The sequence below is a fragment of the Caballeronia sp. 11_S32 genome (assembly GCF_056930355.1).
In genome coordinates this window covers 1587623-1607993 of record NZ_JBXOWH010000001.1, presented here as the reverse complement: position 1 = coordinate 1607993, position 20371 = coordinate 1587623, and the positions used below count along the sequence as shown (strand labels likewise).

The following is a 20371-nucleotide window of genomic DNA, read 5'->3' as shown; positions in this document are numbered from 1 at the left end:
TAGACAGCCGAAACCGCATTGTCAGGACGATGATGGACAAACCCTCCAAAACAGACATCACCGATTCCGATTCGCTCGATGCGTCGGTTCACGCGCAATGCGCGCGCGAGCCGATTCACATTCCCGGGGGCATTCAGCCTCATGGCGTGCTCTTCAGCGTGGACGCGCACTGCCACATCCTGCAGGTGAGCGGCAACGTCGCGGAGTTCGCGCACATCGCGCCCGACGCATGCCTCGGACGCGCATTGTCGATGGTGCTCGGACAACCCGCGGCCGAACGTGCGAGCGCGGGGCTCAGGCGGCTCACGCGCGATGGCGCGGCGACCCATGTGGGCAACGCCGTGATCGACGGCTGGACGCCGCGCGGCCCGGTCGCGATCGTCGTGCATCGGCATGACGGGCTGCTGTTCGTCGAGGTCGAGCCCGCGCAGGACACCGCCGATGTGTTCTCGTCGATCTACCCGCTCGTGCGCTCCTTCGTCACCGAAGTGCAATCGATGCATACGGTCGGACAGCTTTGCCAGTTCGCCGCGACGGAGATTGCGCGCATCACCGGATTCGGACGAACCCTCGTCTATCAGTTCGACGAGGAAGGCCACGGCAACGTGCTCGCGGAAGCCGTTCAGCCGGGCTATCCGTCGTATCTGAACCAGCACTTTCCGGCGTCGGACATTCCGGCTCAGGCGCGCGAACTGTATCGCAGGAATCGCATCCGGCTCATCGCGAACGCGCATTACGATGCCGCGCCGCTCGTGCCCGCGCTGCATCCGGCGACAGGCCGCGCCACTGATCTCACTTACGCGTCCTTGCGCAGCGTGTCGCCCGTGCATTTGCAATACATGCGCAACATGGGCACGCTCGCGTCGATGTCGATGTCGATACTCGTCGACGACAAGCTGTGGGGCCTCATCTCCTGTCATCACGCGACGCCGCGCCTGCCGCCCTTCGAAGTGCGGACCGCGTGCGAGCATGTGGCGCAGATCGTGTCGCTGCAGATCGAGGCGCGCGAGACGCAGGCCGAAGCGCAATACCGGCTCGAACTGCGCCGCATGCTGTCGAAGCTGCTTTCGTCGATGGCGAACACCGACAGCTTCGTCGACGCGCTCGTCAGCGATGCGCCCGATCTGCTCGGCTTCACGCGTTCGTCGGGCGCGGCGGTGATCTTCGAAGGGCGCACGTCGCTCGTCGGCGTAACGCCGGACGAGCATCACGTCCACGCGCTCGTCGACTGGCTGGACGATCAGAGCGAAGACGTCGTGATGTCGGACCACGCATCGCAGGAGTGCCCGGTCTTGCGCGATTCACCGGACGTCGCGGGCTTTCTCGCGGTGTCGATCTCGAAGATCTATCGCAACTACGTGATCTGGTTTCGCCGCGAAGTCGTGCAGACGATCGAATGGGCCGGCGATCCGCGCGCGAAGCTCACGGGCCTCGCACCATCGCTCTCACCGCGCATGAGCTTCGATACGTGGACCGATGTCGTGCGCAATCGCTCGCTGCCGTGGCGCCCCGCCGAGCGCGAGATCGCGCTCGAATTCCGCGCCGCGGTGCTCGGCATCGTGCTGCGGCGCGCGGAGGAAATCGCGCAGCTCGCGACCGAGCTCGGCCGCGCCAATCACGAACTCGAAGGGTTCTCGTACACGGTGTCGCACGATCTGCGCGCGCCGCTGCGTCATATCGTGAGCTTCGCGGATCTGCTGCAGCAGATCGACGGCGACCAGCTTTCGGAGCGCGGGCGCGGCTATCTCGACCGCATCGTGACATCGGCGCGCTTCGGCGGCCGTCTCGTCGACGATCTGCTTTCGTTCGCCCAGCTCGGCCGCGCGGCGCTGCGTCCGCACAATGTCGATGTCCACACGCTCGCGCATGCGGTGATTCAGAACGACATCGACGAACATGCGTCCTCGCGCGTGCGCTGGACAGTGGACGCGCTGCCGCCCGTCGAAGCCGATCACGTCTTTCTGCATGTGGCGTTCGTGAACGTCATTTCCAACGCGGTGAAGTTCAGCGCGCAGCGCGAGCAGCCGGCGATCGAAATCGGCGCGCAGGAAGGGGCAGGCGAGTTGATCGGTCATGTCGTGTATTTCGTGCGCGACAACGGCGTGGGCTTCGATATGCGTTACGTCGACAAGCTCTTCGGCGTGTTTCAGCGCCTGCATGTGAAGGAACAGTTCGACGGCACCGGCATCGGGCTCGCGAACGTGCGGCGCATCATCGAGCGGCACGGCGGCAAGGCGTGGGCCGAAGGCACGCCCGATCGCGGCGCGACCTTCTACATGGCGCTGCCGAAGCAGTTCCGTCCCGAGAGCGGCGTGCGGCGCGACACGGCCGCGACCGCGCTGGCGCGGCTCGCCGCGGGCACGGGCGGCACGGGACACGACATCGGCCAGCTCATCAAGCGCTCGGAGCAGGACAGAAAGTAGCGCGCAATGCAAAACGGCCGCGATCTCGTCGATCGCGGCCGTTTCGTTTCTACGACGCCCTGATGCTTGTCGGCGGCTTAGAAGCGGTGACGCAGACCCACCGTCGCGGCGACCTGATTGCCCGTCGACGACGGCGACAGCGTGTTGATCATCGCGACATTGGCGCCGGCGTTGCCCAGTTCACCCGATGCATGCTGATACACGCCCTCGACGTACACGTCGGTGCGCTTCGAGAGCGAGTAATCGGCTTGCAGCGAAACCGTGTGCCACTTCGGATCGCCCGTGCCGTTGCCGCCCGTCACCTTGCCGTCCGTGTACGTGTACGCGGCGTCGAGGCTCAGCGCCGGCGTCAGCGCGTAACGGCCGTTCAGCTCGAAGTTGTTCATATGCAGGTTCGTATTGCCCGGCAACGCGAACGTCGAGCCGCCTTGCGATGCGGCGAGCAGGTTGTCGTAGTGCGTGTTGGTCCACACGAAGCCGACCGTCGCCGGGCCGTAGGTGTAGTCCACGCCCGCGCCGAACGTGCGCTGCAACTCGGCCGTCAGATTGGCATTGTTGCCCTGGCCGGCGGAGACCGCGCCATTCGCGTTCGCATTGTTGCGCGAGTTGTTCGTCTGCAAATAGGCCGCGGCGACATTCAGCGGGCCGTTGCCGTACGAAGCGCCGACGCTCCATGCGCGATTGTTCGCGAACTGGCCTGCGTCGTTCGAGAAACCATACAGGCCGCCGAACTTGAAGCCCGCGTAATTGGCGCTTTGATATTTGACCGAGTTCTTGATCGAGAACGAATGATCGAGGTTATCGTTATCGAACGGGTGCGCGCTCAGGTTATTGCCATAGCCCGCGCCCGCTTCCGAGAACGGCGACAGATAATCGACCATGGAATCATATTGACGGCCGAGCGTTACCGTACCGAACTGGTCGTGTTGCAAGCCGACATAGGCCTGTCGGTTGAACATCGTATTGCTTTCGGTGTAACGGCCATTATTGAGGTTGAAACCGCTCTCCAGCTTGAAGAGCGCGTGCAACCCGCCGCCGAGATCTTCGCTGCCTTTCAGGCCGTAGTACGTATCGGAAACCGAGCCGCTGCCTTGCTGCCAGTTGTTGTGGCCACCGGCATTGTTCGTATAGACGAGACCTGCATCCAGCGTGCCGTACAAGGTAACGCTGCTCTGCGCGTGGGCCGCCGCTGCGAATGTGCCGAGAATGCCCGCGATGAGAAGGGTTTTTTTCATGGTTCTCTAGTGTCCTGTTTAAAGCGAAAGCTTCCTGGGTATGAAGAGCCGTATCGATGGCCGCTTGCCCCTGAGAAACTGGGAGACACTTTATGCGACGGGCTCTTGAATTTGTCCGCGTATCGCACGCAATAATCTTTTGCGAATTCTGCGAATCGGTGCGCAAGGACCTTCATATTCTTTTAAGCTCAATTGCTTAGCTGGCAAGACGCGCTCAAGGCCGTGATTCCGCTGTTGCACACGGACCACGTTATTACTGCGCATTCCGGAGAGGTCCATTGCGCCGCATGCGGTTAATAGCGGCTCTGGCCGTTGTTAAGCTATCCGGCGTCTACAGATCTCCGAGCAGTTATTCTGAGGACACGGAGTGGTTTCGCGAGAGGAAGCCACTCCGTTTTATCGCTCTTTCGATTCCGATAATCGCCGGTAAATACGCGCGCTTGGAAGTCGTCCACTATCCTCACGTCTAAAAAACTCAGTTACCCGAAGTAAATCTTGCGCGGATTTTCTTTCAATTCGCTATCAAGGAAGCCATTAGTCCACATGGAAACGACTCGCATTTAGACTTCTGTATGCCCAGCGGAATATCCCGGTATGTTTGAAAAGTTTGCATGATATTTGCGGCGGCGTCCGCCAGATTCCCGGGAACACGCCACCCCCTCATCGCCGGAATCCCAGTCTACAAGGGGCAGACATGTAACCAGACGAAAACGTTTGCCGGCGCGGTCCTTCCATGAAACGTTGCCGAGCCGTTTCATTTCGAAACAAATTGAAGCGACTTGAAAAGCCCCTCCGGAACATTGATTGCTTAAATAGAAGTCTCTGCAAATCTAGCCGGAACAGTGAAATGAAAAGAAGTGCCAACGCAACAACCGTCCCAGCCTTTCGACAGCGACGGCCAGCCCAACTCGCGGAGCGTGAGCTCCTGCATCTGGAAATGATTCTGGCGAACTTCGTCGAGCGCAGCGCGGCATCCGAACGCCTGCCCGCCAAATACTGGGATATGCGCATCGCGCAACTCGATGCCGAATACGACCTCGTCCCGTCGCAAAGCCAGCGTGTGGCATCGCTTCAACGCAAGCTCGCGTTGCTGGACAACGCGCTCAATAACGCTTCGTCCGCTGCGGACGCACAGGAAGGACAGCAGAGCCGGCGCGCCGCCGCCTAGCTCCACTCCACTCAGCTTCACATGACGAAGACGGCTAGCTTCGTCATGGCCCGCATCAGGAATTCACGAAGCTGCTCGCACCCAATCGTCGACGAATGCGCGTGCCGCCGTATGGGCGCTCATCAGCGCGTCCTCGGCGGAGGCGAAGCTCGCATAGCGTCGGCTCTCGATACACAACGGCGAGAATGCGGTAACCGGTCTTCCCGACCGGCTGATGGTCACGATGGCCAGATAGCGCACGGTCTCGGGCGCAGGCAAGAGCCGGCAATTCGTTTCGATCGCGACTTCGAGCACGAAACCCTTGTGGTTGTAGGACCGTATCATCAGTGCACCCCGCCACTTCCGGACGACGCAAATGGACACGCCGCGCGAGCATGCACGGCGTCTGAAGTGCACTGAGCATGCGACGTGCCTGTGAGGCGCCGTCATTGCGCGAGCGGGTGGGCGCCCGCGCGCGCGCCTGAATGCGGGCACTTCAGTGATTCAGCTCCTCAAGACGCAGCCCGTTCGTCTTCGGTCCGAACAGGCCAATCGCGAGCGCGACGATCAACATGCACACCGTGATGCCGGTGAACACGCCGGGCACGCCGAAGTCCTTCAACAGAAACGCGATGATGAAACCCGACATCATCGCGCCCGCGCGGCTCGCCGAGTACACGATACCGCTTGCACGGCAGCGCACGGCCGTCGGAAAGAGCTCGGTCTGATACGCGTGATAGCACACCGAGATGGTTTGGCCGGCGAGCGAGATCAGCACGCCGAGCGCGATGAGCGCGGCGGGCGACTTCATCTGCCCGAACGCGATGCCGCTCGCGATCACGACGAGCGCGCCGCCGACAATCAGATACTTGCGCTGGATACGGTCGGCGTAAAGCATGGCGAGCAGCGGGCCGATCGGCAGCGCGAACGCGATGATGAACGAGTACAACAAGCTCTTCGTCACGGTGATGCCCTGGCCGATCAGCAGCGTCGGCACCCAGTTCGCGAACCCGTAGTAACCGATCGCCTGGCAGAAGTTGAAGACGATGAGCATGATGAGACGCGAGCGATACGGCGCGTTGAACAACTCGCCGAGCGATGCCCGCCTATGTGCCGGCTGCTCGACGACAGGCGCGGGCGGCGGCAGCGCGGCGCCGGATTCACGCTCGACGACGCGCTCGATTTTGCCGACCACGCGCTCGCTTTCCTCGATCTTGCCGTGCATCGCGAGCCAGCGCGGGCTTTCGGGCACCGCGCGCCGGATGAACCACACGATCACCGCGCCCACCGACCCCGCGAGCACGACGACGCGCCATCCATCGAGCCCGAACACGGTCTCCGGCACGAGCCAGTACGAGAGAATCGCGGCGACGGGCGCGGCGGCGAACATCACCATCTGGTTGAACGCCATCGCGCGGCCGCGCATGTGTTGCGGCACGAGCTCGGTCACGTAACTGTCGATGGTGATGATCTCCACGCCCACGCCGATGCCCGTCACGAAGCGCCAGAAGATCACGCCTTCGGGCGTCGTCTGGAACGCCATGATCGCCGAGCCGATCGAATACCACAGCAGCGAGATGGTGAACACGCTGCGCCGTCCGTAACGGTCCGGCAGCCAGCCCAAAAAGAACGTTCCGACGAAAAGCCCCGCGAACGTCGCCGCGATGAACCCCGCGATGCCCGTGAAGCCGAAGAACGCATGCGTCGTCGTTTGCAACAGACCGCTCTTCGCCATGCCCGGCGCAATGTAGCCGGTGAAGATCAGGTCGTAGATTTCGAAGAAGCCGCCGAGCGAAATGAGGAACACGAGCATCCACAGATGCCGTGTGATCGGCAGGCGATCCATGCGCGCGGAGATTTGCGCGCCGGGCGTCGTATCGACATGAATGTTCGGCGATGCGAGCGGCTCGGCGACCGCGCTGAAAGTTGGCTGCATTGTCTTGTCTCCTGTGTTGGCGACGGCGCTGGTTTTTTTGTGCGCCTCTCGCGATGCCTTAAACCGTGACGCGCTTCGTCAACCGGCCCAGCACTTCATCCGTATGCTCGCCCACGCGCGCGAGCGGCTGACGCACGCCGGGACGGCGTCCGCCCATCGTGAGCGGAAGCAATACGACGTCGGTGCTGCCACCGTCGTCGGTCTGCATCGGCACGAGGCCGCCGCTCGCCTTCAGATGCGGATCGTCGAGCAGTTGCTCGGGGCGCATGATCGGCGCGTACGGAATGCCGGCCGCTTCGAGCTTCGGCGCCAGTTCGTCCGCGCGATGATGCGCGAGAATCTCGCCGAGCCGTTCCAGCAGATGCGGCCGCACCGCGACGCGCATCGCGTTGGTCGCGAACTCCGGCTCCTGCGCGAGATCGGGACGCTCCAGGACATCGCAGAGCGTGACGAACTGCTTGTCGCTCACCGCGCCGATGAACAACTGCTCGCCTTCGGCCAGCGTGAACACGTCGTACACGCTCCACGCCGATACGCGCGACGGCATCGGCGGCGGCGCCTCGCGGGTCATCGCGTATTGCTGCATGTGCTGCGCCGAGAGGAACACGCAGTTCTCGAAGAGCGCGCTCTGCACTTCCTGGCCGCGTCCGGTGAGATCGCGCTCGCGCAGCGCGGCGAGCACGCCGATCGCGCCGAACATGCCGCCCATGATGTCGTTCACCGATGTCCCCGCGCGCAGCGGCCTGCCCGCCGGGCCGGTCATGTACGCGAGGCCGCCCATCATCTGCACGACTTCATCGAGGGCGAGACGCTTTTCATACGGGCCCGGCAGAAAGCCCTTGTGCGAAACATAGATGAGCTTCGGATGCGCTTTCGACAAGGTCCCGTAATCGAGCCCGAGCTTCGCCATCAGACCGGGACGGAAGTTTTCGAGCAGCACGTCGCATTCACCGATCAGTTCGATCGCGGCTTCGCGCCCCTCTACCGTGTTGATGTCGATGACGACGCTCTTCTTGTTGCGATTGAACGAGCGAAAAAAGCCGATGCCGAGACCCGGCAGATTGCGTGTCTTGTCGCCGCCGGGCGGCTCGATCTTGATGACTTCCGCGCCGAGATCCGCGAGGATCATGCCGCAGGTCGGGCCCATCACCATATGCGTGAACTCGATCACGCGAACGCCTTCGAGCGGCAGGGTTGAATGACTCATATCGTCCTCAGGCTTCAATTTCGGTGTCGATTTCATATGTGACGGGCAAGCCCGCGAGCGCGAGCGCGCCATGCAGCGTTTCGCCATCGAGCCAGCTCGCGAGCTTCGCGCGCAGGTTCAAAAGCCCGGGAATGTCGATGCCGGTATCGATGCCCATGTCGGCGAGCATGAACGCGAGATCCTCGCTCGATGCATTGCCGCTCGCGCCCGGCGCATGCGGACAGCCGCCGATGCCCGCGAGCGTCGCATCGAAGCGCGCGACGCCGGTTTCGAGCGCGGCGTAGACGTTGGCGAGCGCGAGGCCGCGCGTGTCGTGAAAGTGGCCGCACCAGAAGCGCTCGCCCGCGATGTCCCGCGCCTTCTCGAAGAGCGCGCGCACGGCGGCGGGACCGGCATAACCGACCGTATCGGCGATAGAGACGCGATCCGCGCCCGCATCGAGCAGCGCCTGCATGTAGCGCAGCACGTCGGCATGATCGACGCGGCCCTGGATCGTGCAGCCGAACGCCGTGCCGATGCCGCCTTCGATCATCGTCTTCGAGCCCGATGCATCGCGCGCGGCGCGCATGCGCGCCACTTCCGTGACGACTTCCTCCGGCGTCTTGCGCAGATTCGCGAGGCTATGCGCGCGGCTCGCGGAAAGCGGCACGAGCATCAGATCGGCCCGGCTTTCGATGGCGCGCTCGGCGCCCTTGAGATTGGGCACGAGCACGGACACGAAAAGACCGGGCAACGTCTTCGCGTAGGCGACGAGTTCGGCCGTATCGGCGAGTTGCGGCAGAAGGCGCGCGGGCACGAACGAGCCGACTTCGATTTCGCGCTGGCCGGCAGCGTAGGCGTTGCCGATCCATTCGATCTTGCGTTCTGTCGGCACGATCGTTCGAATGCTCTGCAGGCCGTCGCGCAGGCCGACTTCGCGGATCACGGCGCTCGATGGGAACGCGGGCATGGCTTTGTCTCCGTATCGTCTTTGTGTATGGTCTCGACTTTAGAGATTCCGCAAACGCCATAAAAGCGGTATTTTGGAAGGCCCATGCTTCCCGTTCGGAACGTCATATGAGCTGCCAATCCCCATGCGCGATATCGATCTGAAAACGCTGCGCCTCTTCGTGTCGGTCTGCGAGCACCAGAACATCGCGCGCGCGGCGCAGGAATCGCATATAGAGCCATCGGCGATCAGCAAGCGCGTCGCGCAACTGGAGACGTCGCTCGGCGTGCCGCTGCTGTCGCGCTCGCGGCGCGGCGTCGAGCCGACGCCCGCGGGCATCGCGCTCTTGGAGCACGCGCGCAGCGTGCTCTTCACGATGGAGCGCATCGCGAACGATGTCGCCGCGTTCGGCGGCGGCCTGAAGGGACGCGTGAGCATTTGCGCGTCGGCATCGGCGATTGCGGAAGCGCTGCTCGACGATATCGCGTCGTTCATGCGCGAACCCGCGAATCAGAACATCAAGGTCGATGTGGAAGAGCGCTTGTCGCACGATCTCGTGCGGCAATTGCGCGAAGGCGTGGCGTCGGTGGGCGTGTGCTGGGACAGCGTCGATCTGCGCGGCTTGCAGCATCGTGCGTATCGGCACGATCAGCTCGCGCTCGCGGTGCCCGCCGATCATCCGTTCGCGGGGCGGCGTTCGGTGAGCTTCGAGGAATCGCTCGAATTCGAGCATGTCGGCCTGCCGCCCGCGACCGCCGTTCACACGATGCTGCAACGCGCCGCCGCGCAGGCAGGCAAGTCGATGTCGTATCGCGTGATCGTATCGAGCTTCGACGCGGCGTTTCGCGTCGTCGCGGCGGGGCTTGGCATCAGCGTCGTGCCGATGGAAGTGGCGGGAACCTATCGGCAGGCGCTCGGCATCGAAGCGATACCGCTCTCCGATGCGTTCGCGAAGCGGCGCTTCGTCGTGTGTTTCCGGGACTTCGACGCATTGCAGCCAGCGGCTCAGCGTCTCGTCGAGCATCTGAAGGCACGCGCGTTGCGTTAGGCGGGCGCGTCGCAGAACACCGTTTCCGTGTCCTTCCTTTCGATGGTCAGATTGACCGATCGCGCGCCGCCCGGCCGCGTGCAATGCGGCTTGCCGGCGGGCACGGTCAGCAGTTGACCGGCGCGCAGCTCGACGGCGCCTTCCTCGAATTCGATGACGAGCGTGCCTTCCACCGAAACGAAGGTTTCATCGGAGTTCGGATGAAAGTGCCATCGATAAGGCGCGTCCATCACGCTGATATGGACGTCGTGATCGTTGACGCTCGATATGACGCGGTTCATGTAGCCGTCGCGCGCGGCATCGGCGATAGCGGCGTAGTCGATGGTTGCGGTCATGTGCTCGTGGACCTGTGTGACCTGGAACCATATAGCCTAACGCCGCGCGCGTTGCGAGACAAACGAGCAGTTTTGCCATGCTTGTGAGCGCGATTGCGACATCACACGCCGCTCTGAAGACTCACTGCATTGGCCCGCCCCATGATCGCCGCGATATTGCCGATGGCCGGTTGCGCGTAGCGCACCGGCGGCGCTTCGGGCGGCAGCGGCGCGGGGCCGGAATTCGTCGCGCGCGCATAGACCGGCAGCGGCGGCGCACTTTGCGCGCTGGACGCGACCGGAAACACCGGACCGCCCACGATTCCCACGCCAATGAACGGATGCGCCTGCGCCACCGTCACCAGGCCGAAAGTCAGTTTCGCGGCCACCATTACATATCTGATCGCTTTCATGTCTCATCTCCCGCGTCTCAGTCGATTTGTCGATGGAACGCATTCTGCGCGCGGAGAATGAGCGAAGAATGAGAGCGCGGAGGAGCGAATCGTCGGGAGAATCCGCGCCGACTAAACTTTTGAAACATAGCGCGCGCCCCAATGAGCCACACCATGCAAAGCCGATTCACCGCGATCCTCACCGCCCTCACCGCCGCCGCGCTCTTCGGCGCGACCACGCCGATCGCCAAAGCGCTGCTCGGCCCGATGCCGCCGTTCATGGTCGCGGGCCTGTTCTATCTCGGCAGCGGCGTCGGTCTCGGCGCGATCCTGCTCGTCCGCGCGTTCTCTCGCGCCCGGAGCAAAGGCGTGAGCGCGCACGAACTGACGTGGCTCTTCGGCGCGATCGTGTTCGGCGGCGTCGCCGGTCCCGCATTGCTGATGCTCGGCCTGACGAGCACGCCCGCCGCGACGAGCGCGCTCATGCTCAATCTCGAGGGCGTGCTGACGGCGGCGATCGCGTGGATCGTGTTTCGCGAAAATGTGGATCTGCCGGTGTTTCTCGGCATGGTGGCGATCGTCGCGGGCGGTGTCGCGCTCGCGTGGTCGCCGGGCGCGGCGGATGCATCGACGGGTGCGCTTCTGATCGCGCTCGCGTGCCTGTGCTGGGCCATCGACAACAACCTGACGCGCAAGATCTCGAACGCCGACGCCATGGTCATCGCCTGCGCGAAAGGACTGGCCGCGGGCGCGACGAACCTCGGTATCGCGCTCGCGATGGGCGCGCATCTGCCCGCGCCGCACATCGCCATTGCCGCGATGACAACCGGCTTCGGCGGCTACGGCGTGAGTCTCGTGCTGTTCGTGATCGCGCTACGCCATTTGGGAACGGCGCGCACCGGCGCATACTTCTCGGTCGCGCCGGTATTCGGCGTCGCGCTTTCGCTCGCGATGTGGCCGCAGACGCCCGGCATCGCGTTCTGGATCGCCGCCGCGCTAATGACGCTCGGCGTCTGGCTGCACGTGCGCGAGCGGCACGAGCACGAGCACACGCACGAGCGGCTGGAACATACGCATCGGCATGTGCACGACGAGCATCATCGGCATGAGCACGACTTTCCGTATTCCGGCGATGAACCGCATACGCATGCGCACGTGCATCTGCCGATCACGCACACGCACGCGCACTTCCCCGACATTCATCACCGGCATACGCACAAGCGCCGTTAGAACACCTTGCCCGGATTGAGCAGGCCGAGCGGATCGAGCGACGCCTTGATCGCGCGCATCGACGCGATATCGGCTTCGCGCCGCGCGAGATGCAGATAATCGCGCTTCTTCACGCCGATGCCGTGCTCAGCCGAAACCGAGCCTTCGAACTCGCGCGTGACGTCGTAGATGACGGCGTCGAGGTCGTCGTGATCCTGCTTCCCTCTGCCGGGCACGTCCACGACGATATGGATGTTGCCGTCGCCGAGATGGCCGTAGGTCATCACGATCGCGTCGGGCCAGCGCGCGCGCAGACGCGCCTCGCATTGCGCGGCGGCATCGCCCACTTGCGCGATGGAGAAGCTCACGTCGTACGCCGCGTAGTTCGGGATGAAGCGATCGTATTCGCCGGGCGCATCGCGGATCGCCCAGAAGTCGCGCGCGTGCGCTTCGTTGGATGCGATCGCCGCGTCGGTCACGATGCCCGCCTCGAGCATGCCGCCGAGAAACTCCTCGAAGGCTTCGCCGTGCCGCACAGGATCGGTGCCGACGCTTTCCAGCAGCACGTAGAACGGATGCGCATCGGCGAGCGGCGCGCGCAGATTCTTCAGATTGGCGATGACGGTATCGTGATAGCCCGCCCACATCACCTCGAATGCGGACACGCCCGGCGCGAGACTCGCCTGCGCGCGCGTGAGCAGCGTGGTGACGGCGGCGAAATCCGGCAGGCCGCACCATGCGGTGGCGGTCGCCGTGGGCTTCGGCCGCAGCCGCAATACGATGCGCGTGATGACCGCGAGCGTGCCTTCGCTGCCGATCAGCAAGTGACGCAAGTCGTAGCCGCTGTTGTTCTTGATCATCTTGTTCAAGCCGCCGACGATCGCGCCGCTCGCGAGCACGGCTTCCACGCCGAGCACCTGATCGCGCATCATCCCGTACTTGATGACGCGATTGCCGCCCGCGTTCGTCGCGAGATTGCCGCCGATGGAACAACTGCCGCGCGCCCCGAGATCGAGCGGAAAGTAAAAGCCCGCCGCGCTCGCCGCTTCCTGCACGACTTGCAGCGGCGTGCCGGCTTCGACGGTCATCGTCGCGGAGATTTCATCGATCTCGACGATGCGGTTCATGCGTTCGAGACTCAGCGCCACTTCGCCGCCCAGCAGATTCGCGCCGCCGACGAGCCCCGTCAGGCCGCCTTGCGTGACGACCGGCTGTTTGTGCTTCGAGCAGATGGCGAGCGCCTGCGCGACTTCGTCGGTGGTGCGCGGACGGATGATCGCGAGCGGCGTCGCGCCGGGCAACCCGCTCCAGTCCGCGACGCGCCGGTCGCCGAATTCGTCGGGCAGCGCCACGACCTGTGCGCCGAGCGCTTCACGCAATGCCATTACCGCTTCGCTTACCGCCATGCGTCGTCTCCGTTCGTTCTATCGAGTTGAGTTGAGGTGAGATGCGATAGTTTGAACCAAAACGCGCGAAAATTATCGGCGGGCTTTTTCGAGGATCGTGACGATGGAACGGGCAGACTACGAAAGTGCGATGGCTCAACTGACCGGCGCGGCGGAACTCGTCGCGGCCGGCGTGAGTGACGAGCAACGCGCGCAGGCGTTCGAGATGCTGGCGTTCATGCGGCTGCGGCGGGGACGCATCGGTGAAGGAGGCGTGCCGGCCATTTCCGATGACGAGCTTTTCAAGGACACGGCGATGGCCGCGCTCACCATGGCGGGCCGCAAGGAGTTTCTCGCCGCGGCGGCGCTGCTCGAGCAGGCGCGCGGGTTGTTGCGCGGCTGAGCCTCCGCAAGCCTGTGCGTTAGAACAGTTCGCTCTCCAGCGGCACGAGGTTGATCCACTTCACCGCAGTGCGCCGCTCGACGCCATCGTCATGAATCGACCGTATCATGACGCGCTGGCCGCGCGCCTCCCCGAGTACTTCGACAATCCGGTTGCGATATCGCGCAAGCGTGCCGCGTAACGGCTTGCGCTTTCTGCTCTTGCGGGGAGAAACTGCGGGCATGGACGTGACAACGATTTATGACGGCCACATCATAACGATGCTCACGCCTTCTCTCAAATATTCAACCTCCTCACTGCGAACCGCCACACCATGCGTCGAATCACTGTTCGGACTTCGCCCGTTCATGGCCGGGGCGTCTTCGCTCTCGCCGATTTGCCCACGGGCACGCTTCTGCTCGAATACAAAGGCTTGCGTTTGTCGTGGAAGGAGGCGCAGCGCATCCATGAAAAATCGGGCGCGGAAGACGGCCATACGTTTCTGTTCGGCCTCGATGACGGCAGCGTCATCGACGGCGCGCGCGGCGGCAATTCCGCGCGCTGGCTCAATCACAGTTGCGCGCCGAATTGCGAAGCGGAGCAGGACGGCGAGCGCGTGTTCATCCGCGCGATCCGGCCGATCGCGAAAGGGCAGGAGTTGTTCATCGACTATTGCCTGACCGTCGATGGCCGGCGCACCGCGGCACTCAAACGGCTCTATGCGTGCCGCTGTCTCGCCTCCGGCTGCCGCGGAACGATGCTCTCGCGTTCGCGGTAGTTTTCACGCCTCAGGGCGAAACTCAAGGCGAAAAAAAGCCCCGAGCGAGTCGGGGCGAACGTACGAGACCACCTTGTGTAGCAATGAGCTACGCGACGTAGCATAGGCACGCGCACGCGTACTTCACACCAGTAAAGTCTGAAACGCTGGGCGTGCATCGGCGGGTCGTTGACGGATGTCCTTCAGAATGCGCAAGACGTTGCCGATAACACGCGCAAACGTCAATCAGGCAGCGCAGCCACAGGACATCATGAATCGCGAATCATCCGAGAGCCCGCTCAAAGCCGCTTTCCTGCGGCACGAAGACACCCTCGCGCCGCCGGAGCGCGCGCTCGGCGAGGACGATCACGCTGTCTACCGCACGCTGCTCGAATCGACCAAGGCGATTCCCTGGAAGATCGACTGGGCGACGATGGAATTCGTCTACATCGGACCGCAGATCGAGGCGCTGCTCGGCTTTGCGCCGTCGTCGTGGAAGACGGTTCACGACTGGGCCGAGCGCATGCATCCCGACGATCGCGAAGCGGTGGTCAGCTTCTGCGTGTCGCAGTCGAAGGCGGGCACCGATCACGAAGCCGATTACCGCGCTCTCACGCGCGACGGCGGCTACGTGTGGCTGCGCGATGTCGTGCATGTCGAGCGCAACGAGCAGGGCGAGGTGCAGGCGCTGATCGGCTTCATGTTCGATATCAGCGAACGCAAGCGCAGCGAGGAAAAGCTCGCGCAGATGCAAAAGGAACTGGAGCGCCTGTCGTTCAGCGACAGCCTGACGGGCGTCGGCAACCGCCGCCGCTTCGATGACGTGATGGCGCGCGAGTGGCACGCCGCGAAAGCATCGGGCAAGCCGCTGTCGCTCGTCATGATCGATATCGATTTCTTCAAGTCCTACAACGATTACTACGGCCACCTGCAAGGCGACGAATGCCTGAAGCGCGTCGCGCGCGTGCTCAGCGTCGCGGCCGGCGAGCAGCATTTTCTCGGCCGCTTCGGCGGCGAGGAATTCGCGCTGATTCTCGCCGGGACGGACGCCGAAACCGCGATGCGCATCGCGGAGCGTTGCCGCGCGCTGATCGCCGAGGAAGCCATCGCGCACGTGCGTTCGCCGCACAATCAGCAGGTGACGGCGAGCTTCGGCGTGGGCACCGTCGTGCCGGGCGAGCGCATGGACGTGACGACGTTCATCAATCTGACCGACGCGCAGCTCTATCAGGCGAAGGACAACGGCCGCAATCGCATTGCGGCGGTGGATCGCGCCGGCATGCAGGGCGAAGCGTTCAAGATGCAGACGCGCTGATCGCGCACCGGTTCAGACGCGCCCCGTCACCGGAATCGCCGCGCCCGTGATGCATTGCGCGTCGGGCGAAAGCAGAAACGCGATCACCGCGCCGAGCGCTTCCGGCTTCACCCAGCGGGCAAAATCGGCGTCGGGCATGTCACGGCGATTCGGCGCCGTATCGATGATCGACGGCAGCACCGCGTTCACCGTCACGCCCTTGTCCTTCAGCTCTTCTGCGAGCGCTTCGGTGAGGCGGATCAGCGCGGACTTCGACGCCGCGTAGGCGCCCATGCCCATCCCCGCCTTGAGCGCGGCCAGTGCGCCGATATTGACGATGCGCCCGCCTTCGCCCGCGCTCAACGGCGCGAGCGCGGCCTTCGAGGCGTTGAGCGCGGTCTTCACGTTCACGTCGAACATCGATTGCCAGGTGTCGACGCTGCCGTCCGCGATGGTTTGCCAGCTGAACGCGCCCGCCACGTTCACGAGCGCGTGCAGTGCGCCCATCTGCTGAACGATGGTGTCGATGGCCTTTTGCGCCGACTTCGCATCCGTCAGATCGATGCCAGTCACGACGCACGCCTTGTCGAGCGGGGCGGGCAATGCATCGGATGGGCCGCCGTGGCCGATCAACGCGACGCGCGCGCCGCGCCCGGCGAGCACGCCCGCGGTCGCGAGTCCCAGGCTGCCGAAGCCGCCCGTGACGGCGACGATCTTTCCTTCCAGGTTGTTCATCGCGTTTTCACTCCGTTTGAATGCTGCCTGAAGAAGCATAGGACGGAAACGCGGCGCATGGCGAGCAGCGAGCGGCAAATGCCACAGCGCCCGCGCGAACTCGAACACCGCGCGGCGGGCGTCGATCGTTTTTGTTTTGAAGACCTTCGGGATGCTATTCATTCGGGGGCACGGGACGGCGCCGGACGAAAAGCCGCCATCGCACCGTTCGCCGGCGTCTGGCCGGAAGTCTCTCGCCGCGCTATTCGGCCAGTGCCGACCCCGCCTTTTCCGGCGCCCGCGCGCCGCCTTCGACGCGCGCGCGGCCCGCGAGCAGCCAGACGGCCGCCGCGATGGTCAGGGCGCACACGCCAGCCACGCCAAGGGAAGCCGCAAAGCCGCTCGCGAAACTCTCCCGCGCGATCCGCGCGATGGCCGCGCCTTCCGGTCCGGCGAGGCCGTCGCCCGCATGCGCGAGATCGCCCGCGAGCAGGCGCGAAAGGAACGCCGAATCGAGCACGCGCCGCGGATCGGCGAGGCTCGACGCGTGCGCATCGAGCGCGGCGTGCGTGCGCGTCGCGAGCACGGCGCCGAGCACGCCCACCGACGTGACGATCGCCGTGAAGCGCGTCGTCGTGCTGATGCCCGAGGCCATGCCGGTGCGGTTCGCCGGCACGCACGCCATGATCGCTTTTTGCGTGTCGCCGTTGAGCACGCCCGCGCCGAGGCCCGTGACGATCATGCCGGCCGCGATCAGCCCGTAACTCGACATCCCCGCGAACAGCGCCGTCAGCAGATTGCCAGCGCCGATGGTCGCGAGGCCGAGCGACAGCAGCGCCATGCCCGGCACACGCCTGCCGAGCGATGCGCCGATGTGCGGCCCGACCACCATCGCGATCGCGAAAGGCAGCATCCCGATGCCCGCGCGCACTGCCGGCAAACCGAACGCGTTTTGCAGATAGAGCGGCAGGAAGGTCATCATCACTTGCGCGCAGGCGGCGTAGCCGAACATCGCGAGCACGGCGGCGACGAAGCGCGGCTGACGGAAAAGCGCGAGGTCGATCATCGCGTGCGGGCGCGAACGCTGCACGCGCACGAACACGGCGAAGAGCGCCGCGCAGGCCGCGAGCCGCGCCTCGGTGCGCCAGTTCGTCCAGCCGTCGGCTTGCGCGTCGATCAGCGCCCAGATGCCGAGCGAAAGCGCGGCGGCGAAGAGCGCGCTGCCCGCGAGATCGAGCGCGCCCGCCTGCGGGTTGCGCGACTCGCGCATGCCGCGCCACGCGCACGCGGCAAGCAGCGCGCAGATCGGCAGGTTCATCAGGAAAATCCACCGCCAGCCGGCCCACTGCGTGATGACGCCGCCGACGAGCGGCGCGATGGTCGTCGACACGCCCATGCACGTGCCCCACACGGCCCACGCGCGGGCGCGCGCCGCGCCTTCGTGGAACGTGTTCGCGATGATCGCGAGCGCCGAGGTCAGCAGCATCGCCGCGCCGACGCCCTTCGCCGCGCGCGCGATGTTGAGCATCAGCGCCGACGGCGCCAGCCCGCAGCCGAGCGACGCGAGAGAGAACACGGCGAGCCCGGCGATCAGCATCTTTTTGCGGCCGACGCGGTCGGCGAGCGCGCCCGCGGGCAGCAGACACGCGGCGAACGCGACCATGTAGGCGCTCACGACCCATTCGACATCGGCGAAACCGGCGTGGAAATCGCGCGCGATGGACGGCAGCGCCACCGCGACGACGTTGGTGTCGAGCGTGATCAGCGCGCAGGTCGCGGACGCGGTGAGCAGGATGAAGCGGTTTTCGGACGTGTTCGACATGGCAATGCGAAGAAAGACCAAACGGTCCGTCGATGCTAGTGGCGCCAGTCTTTCCTGTCATTGGCATAGAATCGCTCGATAATTATCGAATTCGTGAAGACTAAAATGCCCGTCGAATTGCGTCATGTACGCTGTTTCCTGAGCGTCGCGCGGCATCTGCATTTCGCGCGCGCGGCCGAAGAGCTCGGCATCGCGCCGCCCGCGCTCACCAGGCAGATTCAGGAAGCCGAGCGGCTCTTGGGCGCGCGGCTGTTTCATCGGACGAAGCGTTCGGTCGCGCTGACCGCCGCCGGCGAGGCTTATTTGAGCGAAGCGGTCAGCGCGCTCGACCATCTCGCGCGCGGGGCCGAACGCGCGGCGCTCGCGGAGCGCGGTGAGCTGGGGAAGATCGTCATCGGTTATGTCGGCTCGGCGGTCTATTCGGGCGTGCTGCAGGCGGCCGTGCGCGGCTTTCGGGAGCGTTATCCGCTCGTCGAGATCGGCATCGAGGAAATCGTGATGCGCGAGGCCGGCGCGCTGTTGATGGAAGGGCGTATCGATATCGCTTACGTGCGGCCGCCGGTGCCGTATCCGGAGGGCGTCGAGGCACGCACCGTGCATCGCGATGCGTTCATCGTCGCGCTGCCCGCCTCGTCGCCGCTGGCGGCGTCGAAGGTCATCGCGCCGTCGCAGTTGCGCGATCAGTCGTTCGTCGTGCCCGAGCAGGAATCCGGCACGCTCGACGTGGCGCGGCGCGGACGCTTCACGGCGCGGATCGTCGCGCGGCCGGGCACGCTCGCGGCCGTGCTCGCGCATGTTTCGCTGGGCGGCGATGTCGCCGTCGTGCCGCGCTCGCTCGCGCAATGCGTGACGGTGCCGGACGTCGAGTATCGGGACATCGCGGGAAAGGCCGTGGCGTCGGAAGTGGCGATGCTGTATCGGCGCTTCGAGCGGGCGCCTGCGGTGCGGGCTTATCTGACATTCGCGGCTTCATGAGCCAAGCGCGGTTTGCGCGATCGGCGCGAATCCGGCGCGGTGCGCTCGCGCAAGCACCGACGCCTGATGACGCAGCGCTTCGCGATCCATCGCCAGGGCTTCGCGCATCGCCGCGTGCAATTCGCCAATAGCCACGACGCCCGGCGCGTTCGCGATCTCCCACGTCGACACATACGCGCGATGCTTGCCCGGCTCGCCGTGCTGAAGATTGACGCGCGGCAAGCCGTACGCCATCGCGACGATCCGGCCGTGCAGGCTGCTACCCGCGAAACCCTCGCTTCCGGCGATCAGCGCGCAGATGTCCCAGACGTTCAGTGATTCGAAGATCCTGACCGCCGGATGACGCATGCGTTGCACCATGCGCGCGTAGACCGCGATGTCGTCGTGCCACGGCGCCGCGCCCGCGCGAAAGAGGACGATGCCGAGGCCGGTCGTTGCCCCGATCCGATCCAGCTCATGCGCGATTTGCGTGAGCGTGGTGTCATCGCCGAAATCCGCGCTGAACTGAACCGCAAGATAGCCGCCGCGTGCATCGGCGTGCGCGCGGATGCGCTCGTGGAACAGTTCCGCAACGAGCGTCGCGGGGTCGGGGACAAGGTGCGCGTCGATGCCCGCGTTTCGCAAGGTGGCTTGCGTTCGCGCGTCGCGTACGCTGATGTAATCGCCGGTTCGCAGCTTCGTCAGCACGTCGGCGCGCAGGGCGGCGTAGCGGGCGTCGAGCGTCACGCCGCCGATCGCGTTGAAGCAGATCGACGCGGCTTGCGGAAACGTCTCCCGGCCGATCACGTAGGGTGCGAGCGCATCCGTTCCGAGTTCGGCGCGCGCCCATGCGCGGCGGTCATCGGCGTTCGAGCCGTATCGGGCGATGCACGCCTGCGCTTCTTCCGGCTGCTTCAGCATCACGGCGGCTTCCCATGCGTCGCAGGGCAGCAGTTCGCCGCCAGCGTGAATCAGCGCGACGGGCTCGTCGCGCCAACGCGCCGTCAGTTGCGATATCGAAGCGACGTCGTGGCCGCCGCAGGCACGCAAGTCTCGCTGCCCGCAGCCAGCGAATACGGGTTCGATGTCCGAATCGCGCTCGGCGAGCAAGCCCGCGACGATATGCGCGAACAGCAGATCGCCGAAGTTGTGGCGATCGAATGCGCCGAAGACGATGATCCGGCGCTTCCGGGTTGGGCGAATGGTCATTGGAGGGGTCTTAAA

Annotated in this window: 19 protein-coding genes; 8 read left to right on the top strand and 11 right to left on the bottom strand. The window is 64.7% G+C overall.

Annotated features, from left to right (window positions below):
* Positions 1–32: 32 nt before the first annotated feature.
* Positions 33–2423 carry an ATP-binding protein gene (locus AC1Z32_RS07375; protein ID WP_483478026.1) on the top strand — a complete coding sequence of 797 codons (2391 nt, stop codon included), beginning with the start codon at positions 33–35 and terminating at the stop codon, positions 2421–2423.
* 77 nt (positions 2424–2500) lie between these two features.
* Here the strand turns inward: AC1Z32_RS07375 and AC1Z32_RS07370 are convergent, their stop codons facing one another.
* Positions 2501–3658, bottom strand: coding sequence for a porin (locus AC1Z32_RS07370; protein WP_483478025.1), 1158 nt, complete (start codon positions 3656–3658; stop codon positions 2501–2503).
* 937 nt (positions 3659–4595) lie between these two features.
* Between AC1Z32_RS07370 and AC1Z32_RS07365 the strand changes: the two genes are divergently transcribed.
* Positions 4596–4826 (top strand): hypothetical protein, encoded by a 231-nt coding sequence (locus AC1Z32_RS07365; RefSeq protein WP_483478024.1) that lies wholly within the window; start codon positions 4596–4598, stop codon positions 4824–4826.
* A gap of 63 nt (positions 4827–4889) precedes the next feature.
* Here AC1Z32_RS07365 and AC1Z32_RS07360 read toward each other — a convergent pair whose 3' ends face one another.
* From AC1Z32_RS07360 to AC1Z32_RS07345, 4 genes are all read right to left on the bottom strand, one after another.
* On the bottom strand, positions 4890–5150 hold the full coding sequence (locus tag AC1Z32_RS07360) for a hypothetical protein (RefSeq protein WP_483478023.1): 261 nt from the start codon (positions 5148–5150) through the stop codon (positions 4890–4892).
* Positions 5151–5301: 151 nt separating this feature from the next.
* Positions 5302–6741, bottom strand: a complete 1440-nt coding sequence (locus tag AC1Z32_RS07355) for an MFS transporter (RefSeq protein ID WP_483478022.1) — start codon at positions 6739–6741, stop codon at positions 5302–5304.
* A gap of 58 nt (positions 6742–6799) precedes the next feature.
* Positions 6800–7948, bottom strand: coding sequence for a CaiB/BaiF CoA transferase family protein (locus AC1Z32_RS07350; protein WP_483478021.1), 1149 nt, complete (start codon positions 7946–7948; stop codon positions 6800–6802).
* 7 nt (positions 7949–7955) lie between these two features.
* A complete protein-coding gene (locus AC1Z32_RS07345; protein ID WP_483478020.1) occupies positions 7956–8897 on the bottom strand; it encodes a hydroxymethylglutaryl-CoA lyase in 942 nt (313 codons plus the stop codon).
* A 124-nt stretch (positions 8898–9021) separates the two neighbouring features.
* Here AC1Z32_RS07345 and AC1Z32_RS07340 point away from each other — a divergent pair, with 124 nt between their 5' ends.
* The gene (locus tag AC1Z32_RS07340; RefSeq protein ID WP_483478019.1) at positions 9022–9924 is read left to right on the top strand and encodes a LysR family transcriptional regulator; all 903 of its coding nucleotides are present in this window, start codon (positions 9022–9024) and stop codon (positions 9922–9924) included.
* Here the strand turns inward: AC1Z32_RS07340 and AC1Z32_RS07335 are convergent.
* Positions 9921–10259, bottom strand: coding sequence for a cupin domain-containing protein (locus tag AC1Z32_RS07335; RefSeq protein ID WP_483478018.1), 339 nt, complete (start codon positions 10257–10259; stop codon positions 9921–9923). The two genes, AC1Z32_RS07340 and AC1Z32_RS07335, sit on opposite strands and share 4 nt — an antisense overlap.
* Positions 10260–10360: 101 nt before the next feature.
* Entirely contained in the window at positions 10361–10651 is a 291-nt protein-coding gene (locus AC1Z32_RS07330) for a hypothetical protein (protein WP_483478017.1), read from the bottom strand.
* Positions 10652–10804: 153 nt separating this feature from the next.
* On the opposite strand from AC1Z32_RS07330, the gene AC1Z32_RS07325 reads away from it, so the two are divergent.
* Complete coding sequence (locus tag AC1Z32_RS07325; RefSeq protein WP_483478016.1) at positions 10805–11860, top strand: DMT family transporter; 1056 nt, start codon at positions 10805–10807, stop codon at positions 11858–11860.
* Here AC1Z32_RS07325 and AC1Z32_RS07320 read toward each other — a convergent pair.
* On the bottom strand, positions 11857–13245 hold the full coding sequence (locus AC1Z32_RS07320) for an FAD-binding oxidoreductase (protein WP_483478015.1): 1389 nt from the start codon (positions 13243–13245) through the stop codon (positions 11857–11859). The genes AC1Z32_RS07325 and AC1Z32_RS07320 overlap by 4 nt on opposite strands.
* A gap of 130 nt (positions 13246–13375) precedes the next feature.
* Here AC1Z32_RS07320 and AC1Z32_RS07315 point away from each other — a divergent pair, with 130 nt between their 5' ends.
* The 3 genes from AC1Z32_RS07315 to AC1Z32_RS07305 all read left to right on the top strand — a co-directional run bounded on the left by AC1Z32_RS07315 (position 13376) and on the right by AC1Z32_RS07305 (position 15678).
* Positions 13376–13627 carry a hypothetical protein gene (locus AC1Z32_RS07315; RefSeq protein WP_483478014.1) on the top strand — a complete coding sequence of 84 codons (252 nt, stop codon included), beginning with the start codon at positions 13376–13378 and terminating at the stop codon, positions 13625–13627.
* Between the two features lie 313 nt (positions 13628–13940).
* Positions 13941–14384, top strand: a complete 444-nt coding sequence (locus AC1Z32_RS07310; protein ID WP_483478013.1) for an SET domain-containing protein — start codon at positions 13941–13943, stop codon at positions 14382–14384.
* A 250-nt stretch (positions 14385–14634) separates the two neighbouring features.
* The gene (locus tag AC1Z32_RS07305; protein WP_483478012.1) at positions 14635–15678 is read left to right on the top strand and encodes a sensor domain-containing diguanylate cyclase; all 1044 of its coding nucleotides are present in this window, start codon (positions 14635–14637) and stop codon (positions 15676–15678) included.
* Between the two features lie 12 nt (positions 15679–15690).
* Here the strand turns inward: AC1Z32_RS07305 and AC1Z32_RS07300 are convergent, their stop codons facing one another.
* On the bottom strand, positions 15691–16392 hold the full coding sequence (locus AC1Z32_RS07300; protein ID WP_483478011.1) for an SDR family NAD(P)-dependent oxidoreductase: 702 nt from the start codon (positions 16390–16392) through the stop codon (positions 15691–15693).
* A 241-nt stretch (positions 16393–16633) separates the two neighbouring features.
* Positions 16634–18193, bottom strand: a complete 1560-nt coding sequence (locus AC1Z32_RS07295) for an MFS transporter (protein ID WP_483478010.1) — start codon at positions 18191–18193, stop codon at positions 16634–16636.
* Between the two features lie 105 nt (positions 18194–18298).
* Here AC1Z32_RS07295 and AC1Z32_RS07290 point away from each other — a divergent pair, with 105 nt between their 5' ends.
* Positions 18299–19168, top strand: a complete 870-nt coding sequence (locus AC1Z32_RS07290; protein ID WP_483478009.1) for a LysR family transcriptional regulator — start codon at positions 18299–18301, stop codon at positions 19166–19168.
* Here the strand turns inward: AC1Z32_RS07290 and AC1Z32_RS07285 are convergent.
* Positions 19163–20356, bottom strand: a complete 1194-nt coding sequence (locus tag AC1Z32_RS07285; protein ID WP_483478008.1) for a polysaccharide pyruvyl transferase family protein — start codon at positions 20354–20356, stop codon at positions 19163–19165. The genes AC1Z32_RS07290 and AC1Z32_RS07285 overlap by 6 nt on opposite strands.
* Between the last annotated feature and the right edge of the window lie 15 nt (positions 20357–20371).

Bases quoted from the DNA above. Each gene is read 5' to 3' on its own strand.
- AC1Z32_RS07295 (WP_483478010.1), bottom strand. From the start codon at position 18,193: ATGTCGAACACGTCCGAAAACCGCTTCATCCTGCTCACCGCGTCCGCG.
- AC1Z32_RS07315 (WP_483478014.1), top strand. From the start codon at position 13,376: ATGGCTCAACTGACCGGCGCGGCGGAACTCGTCGCGGCCGGCGTGAGT.
- AC1Z32_RS07365 (WP_483478024.1), top strand. From the start codon at position 4,596: ATGATTCTGGCGAACTTCGTCGAGCGCAGCGCGGCATCCGAACGCCTG.
- AC1Z32_RS07345 (WP_483478020.1), bottom strand. From the start codon at position 8,897: ATGCCCGCGTTCCCATCGAGCGCCGTGATCCGCGAAGTCGGCCTGCGC.
- AC1Z32_RS07325 (WP_483478016.1), top strand. From the start codon at position 10,805: ATGCAAAGCCGATTCACCGCGATCCTCACCGCCCTCACCGCCGCCGCG.
- AC1Z32_RS07340 (WP_483478019.1), top strand. From the start codon at position 9,022: ATGCGCGATATCGATCTGAAAACGCTGCGCCTCTTCGTGTCGGTCTGC.
- AC1Z32_RS07370 (WP_483478025.1), bottom strand. From the start codon at position 3,658: ATGAAAAAAACCCTTCTCATCGCGGGCATTCTCGGCACATTCGCAGCG.
- AC1Z32_RS07330 (WP_483478017.1), bottom strand. From the start codon at position 10,651: ATGAAAGCGATCAGATATGTAATGGTGGCCGCGAAACTGACTTTCGGC.
- AC1Z32_RS07350 (WP_483478021.1), bottom strand. From the start codon at position 7,948: ATGAGTCATTCAACCCTGCCGCTCGAAGGCGTTCGCGTGATCGAGTTC.
- AC1Z32_RS07375 (WP_483478026.1), top strand. From the start codon at position 33: ATGGACAAACCCTCCAAAACAGACATCACCGATTCCGATTCGCTCGAT.
- AC1Z32_RS07290 (WP_483478009.1), top strand. From the start codon at position 18,299: ATGCCCGTCGAATTGCGTCATGTACGCTGTTTCCTGAGCGTCGCGCGG.
- AC1Z32_RS07285 (WP_483478008.1), bottom strand. From the start codon at position 20,356: ATGACCATTCGCCCAACCCGGAAGCGCCGGATCATCGTCTTCGGCGCA.
- AC1Z32_RS07335 (WP_483478018.1), bottom strand. From the start codon at position 10,259: ATGACCGCAACCATCGACTACGCCGCTATCGCCGATGCCGCGCGCGAC.
- AC1Z32_RS07355 (WP_483478022.1), bottom strand. From the start codon at position 6,741: ATGCAGCCAACTTTCAGCGCGGTCGCCGAGCCGCTCGCATCGCCGAAC.
- AC1Z32_RS07320 (WP_483478015.1), bottom strand. From the start codon at position 13,245: ATGGCGGTAAGCGAAGCGGTAATGGCATTGCGTGAAGCGCTCGGCGCA.
- AC1Z32_RS07300 (WP_483478011.1), bottom strand. From the start codon at position 16,392: ATGAACAACCTGGAAGGAAAGATCGTCGCCGTCACGGGCGGCTTCGGC.
- AC1Z32_RS07305 (WP_483478012.1), top strand. From the start codon at position 14,635: ATGAATCGCGAATCATCCGAGAGCCCGCTCAAAGCCGCTTTCCTGCGG.
- AC1Z32_RS07360 (WP_483478023.1), bottom strand. From the start codon at position 5,150: ATGATACGGTCCTACAACCACAAGGGTTTCGTGCTCGAAGTCGCGATC.
- AC1Z32_RS07310 (WP_483478013.1), top strand. From the start codon at position 13,941: ATGCGTCGAATCACTGTTCGGACTTCGCCCGTTCATGGCCGGGGCGTC.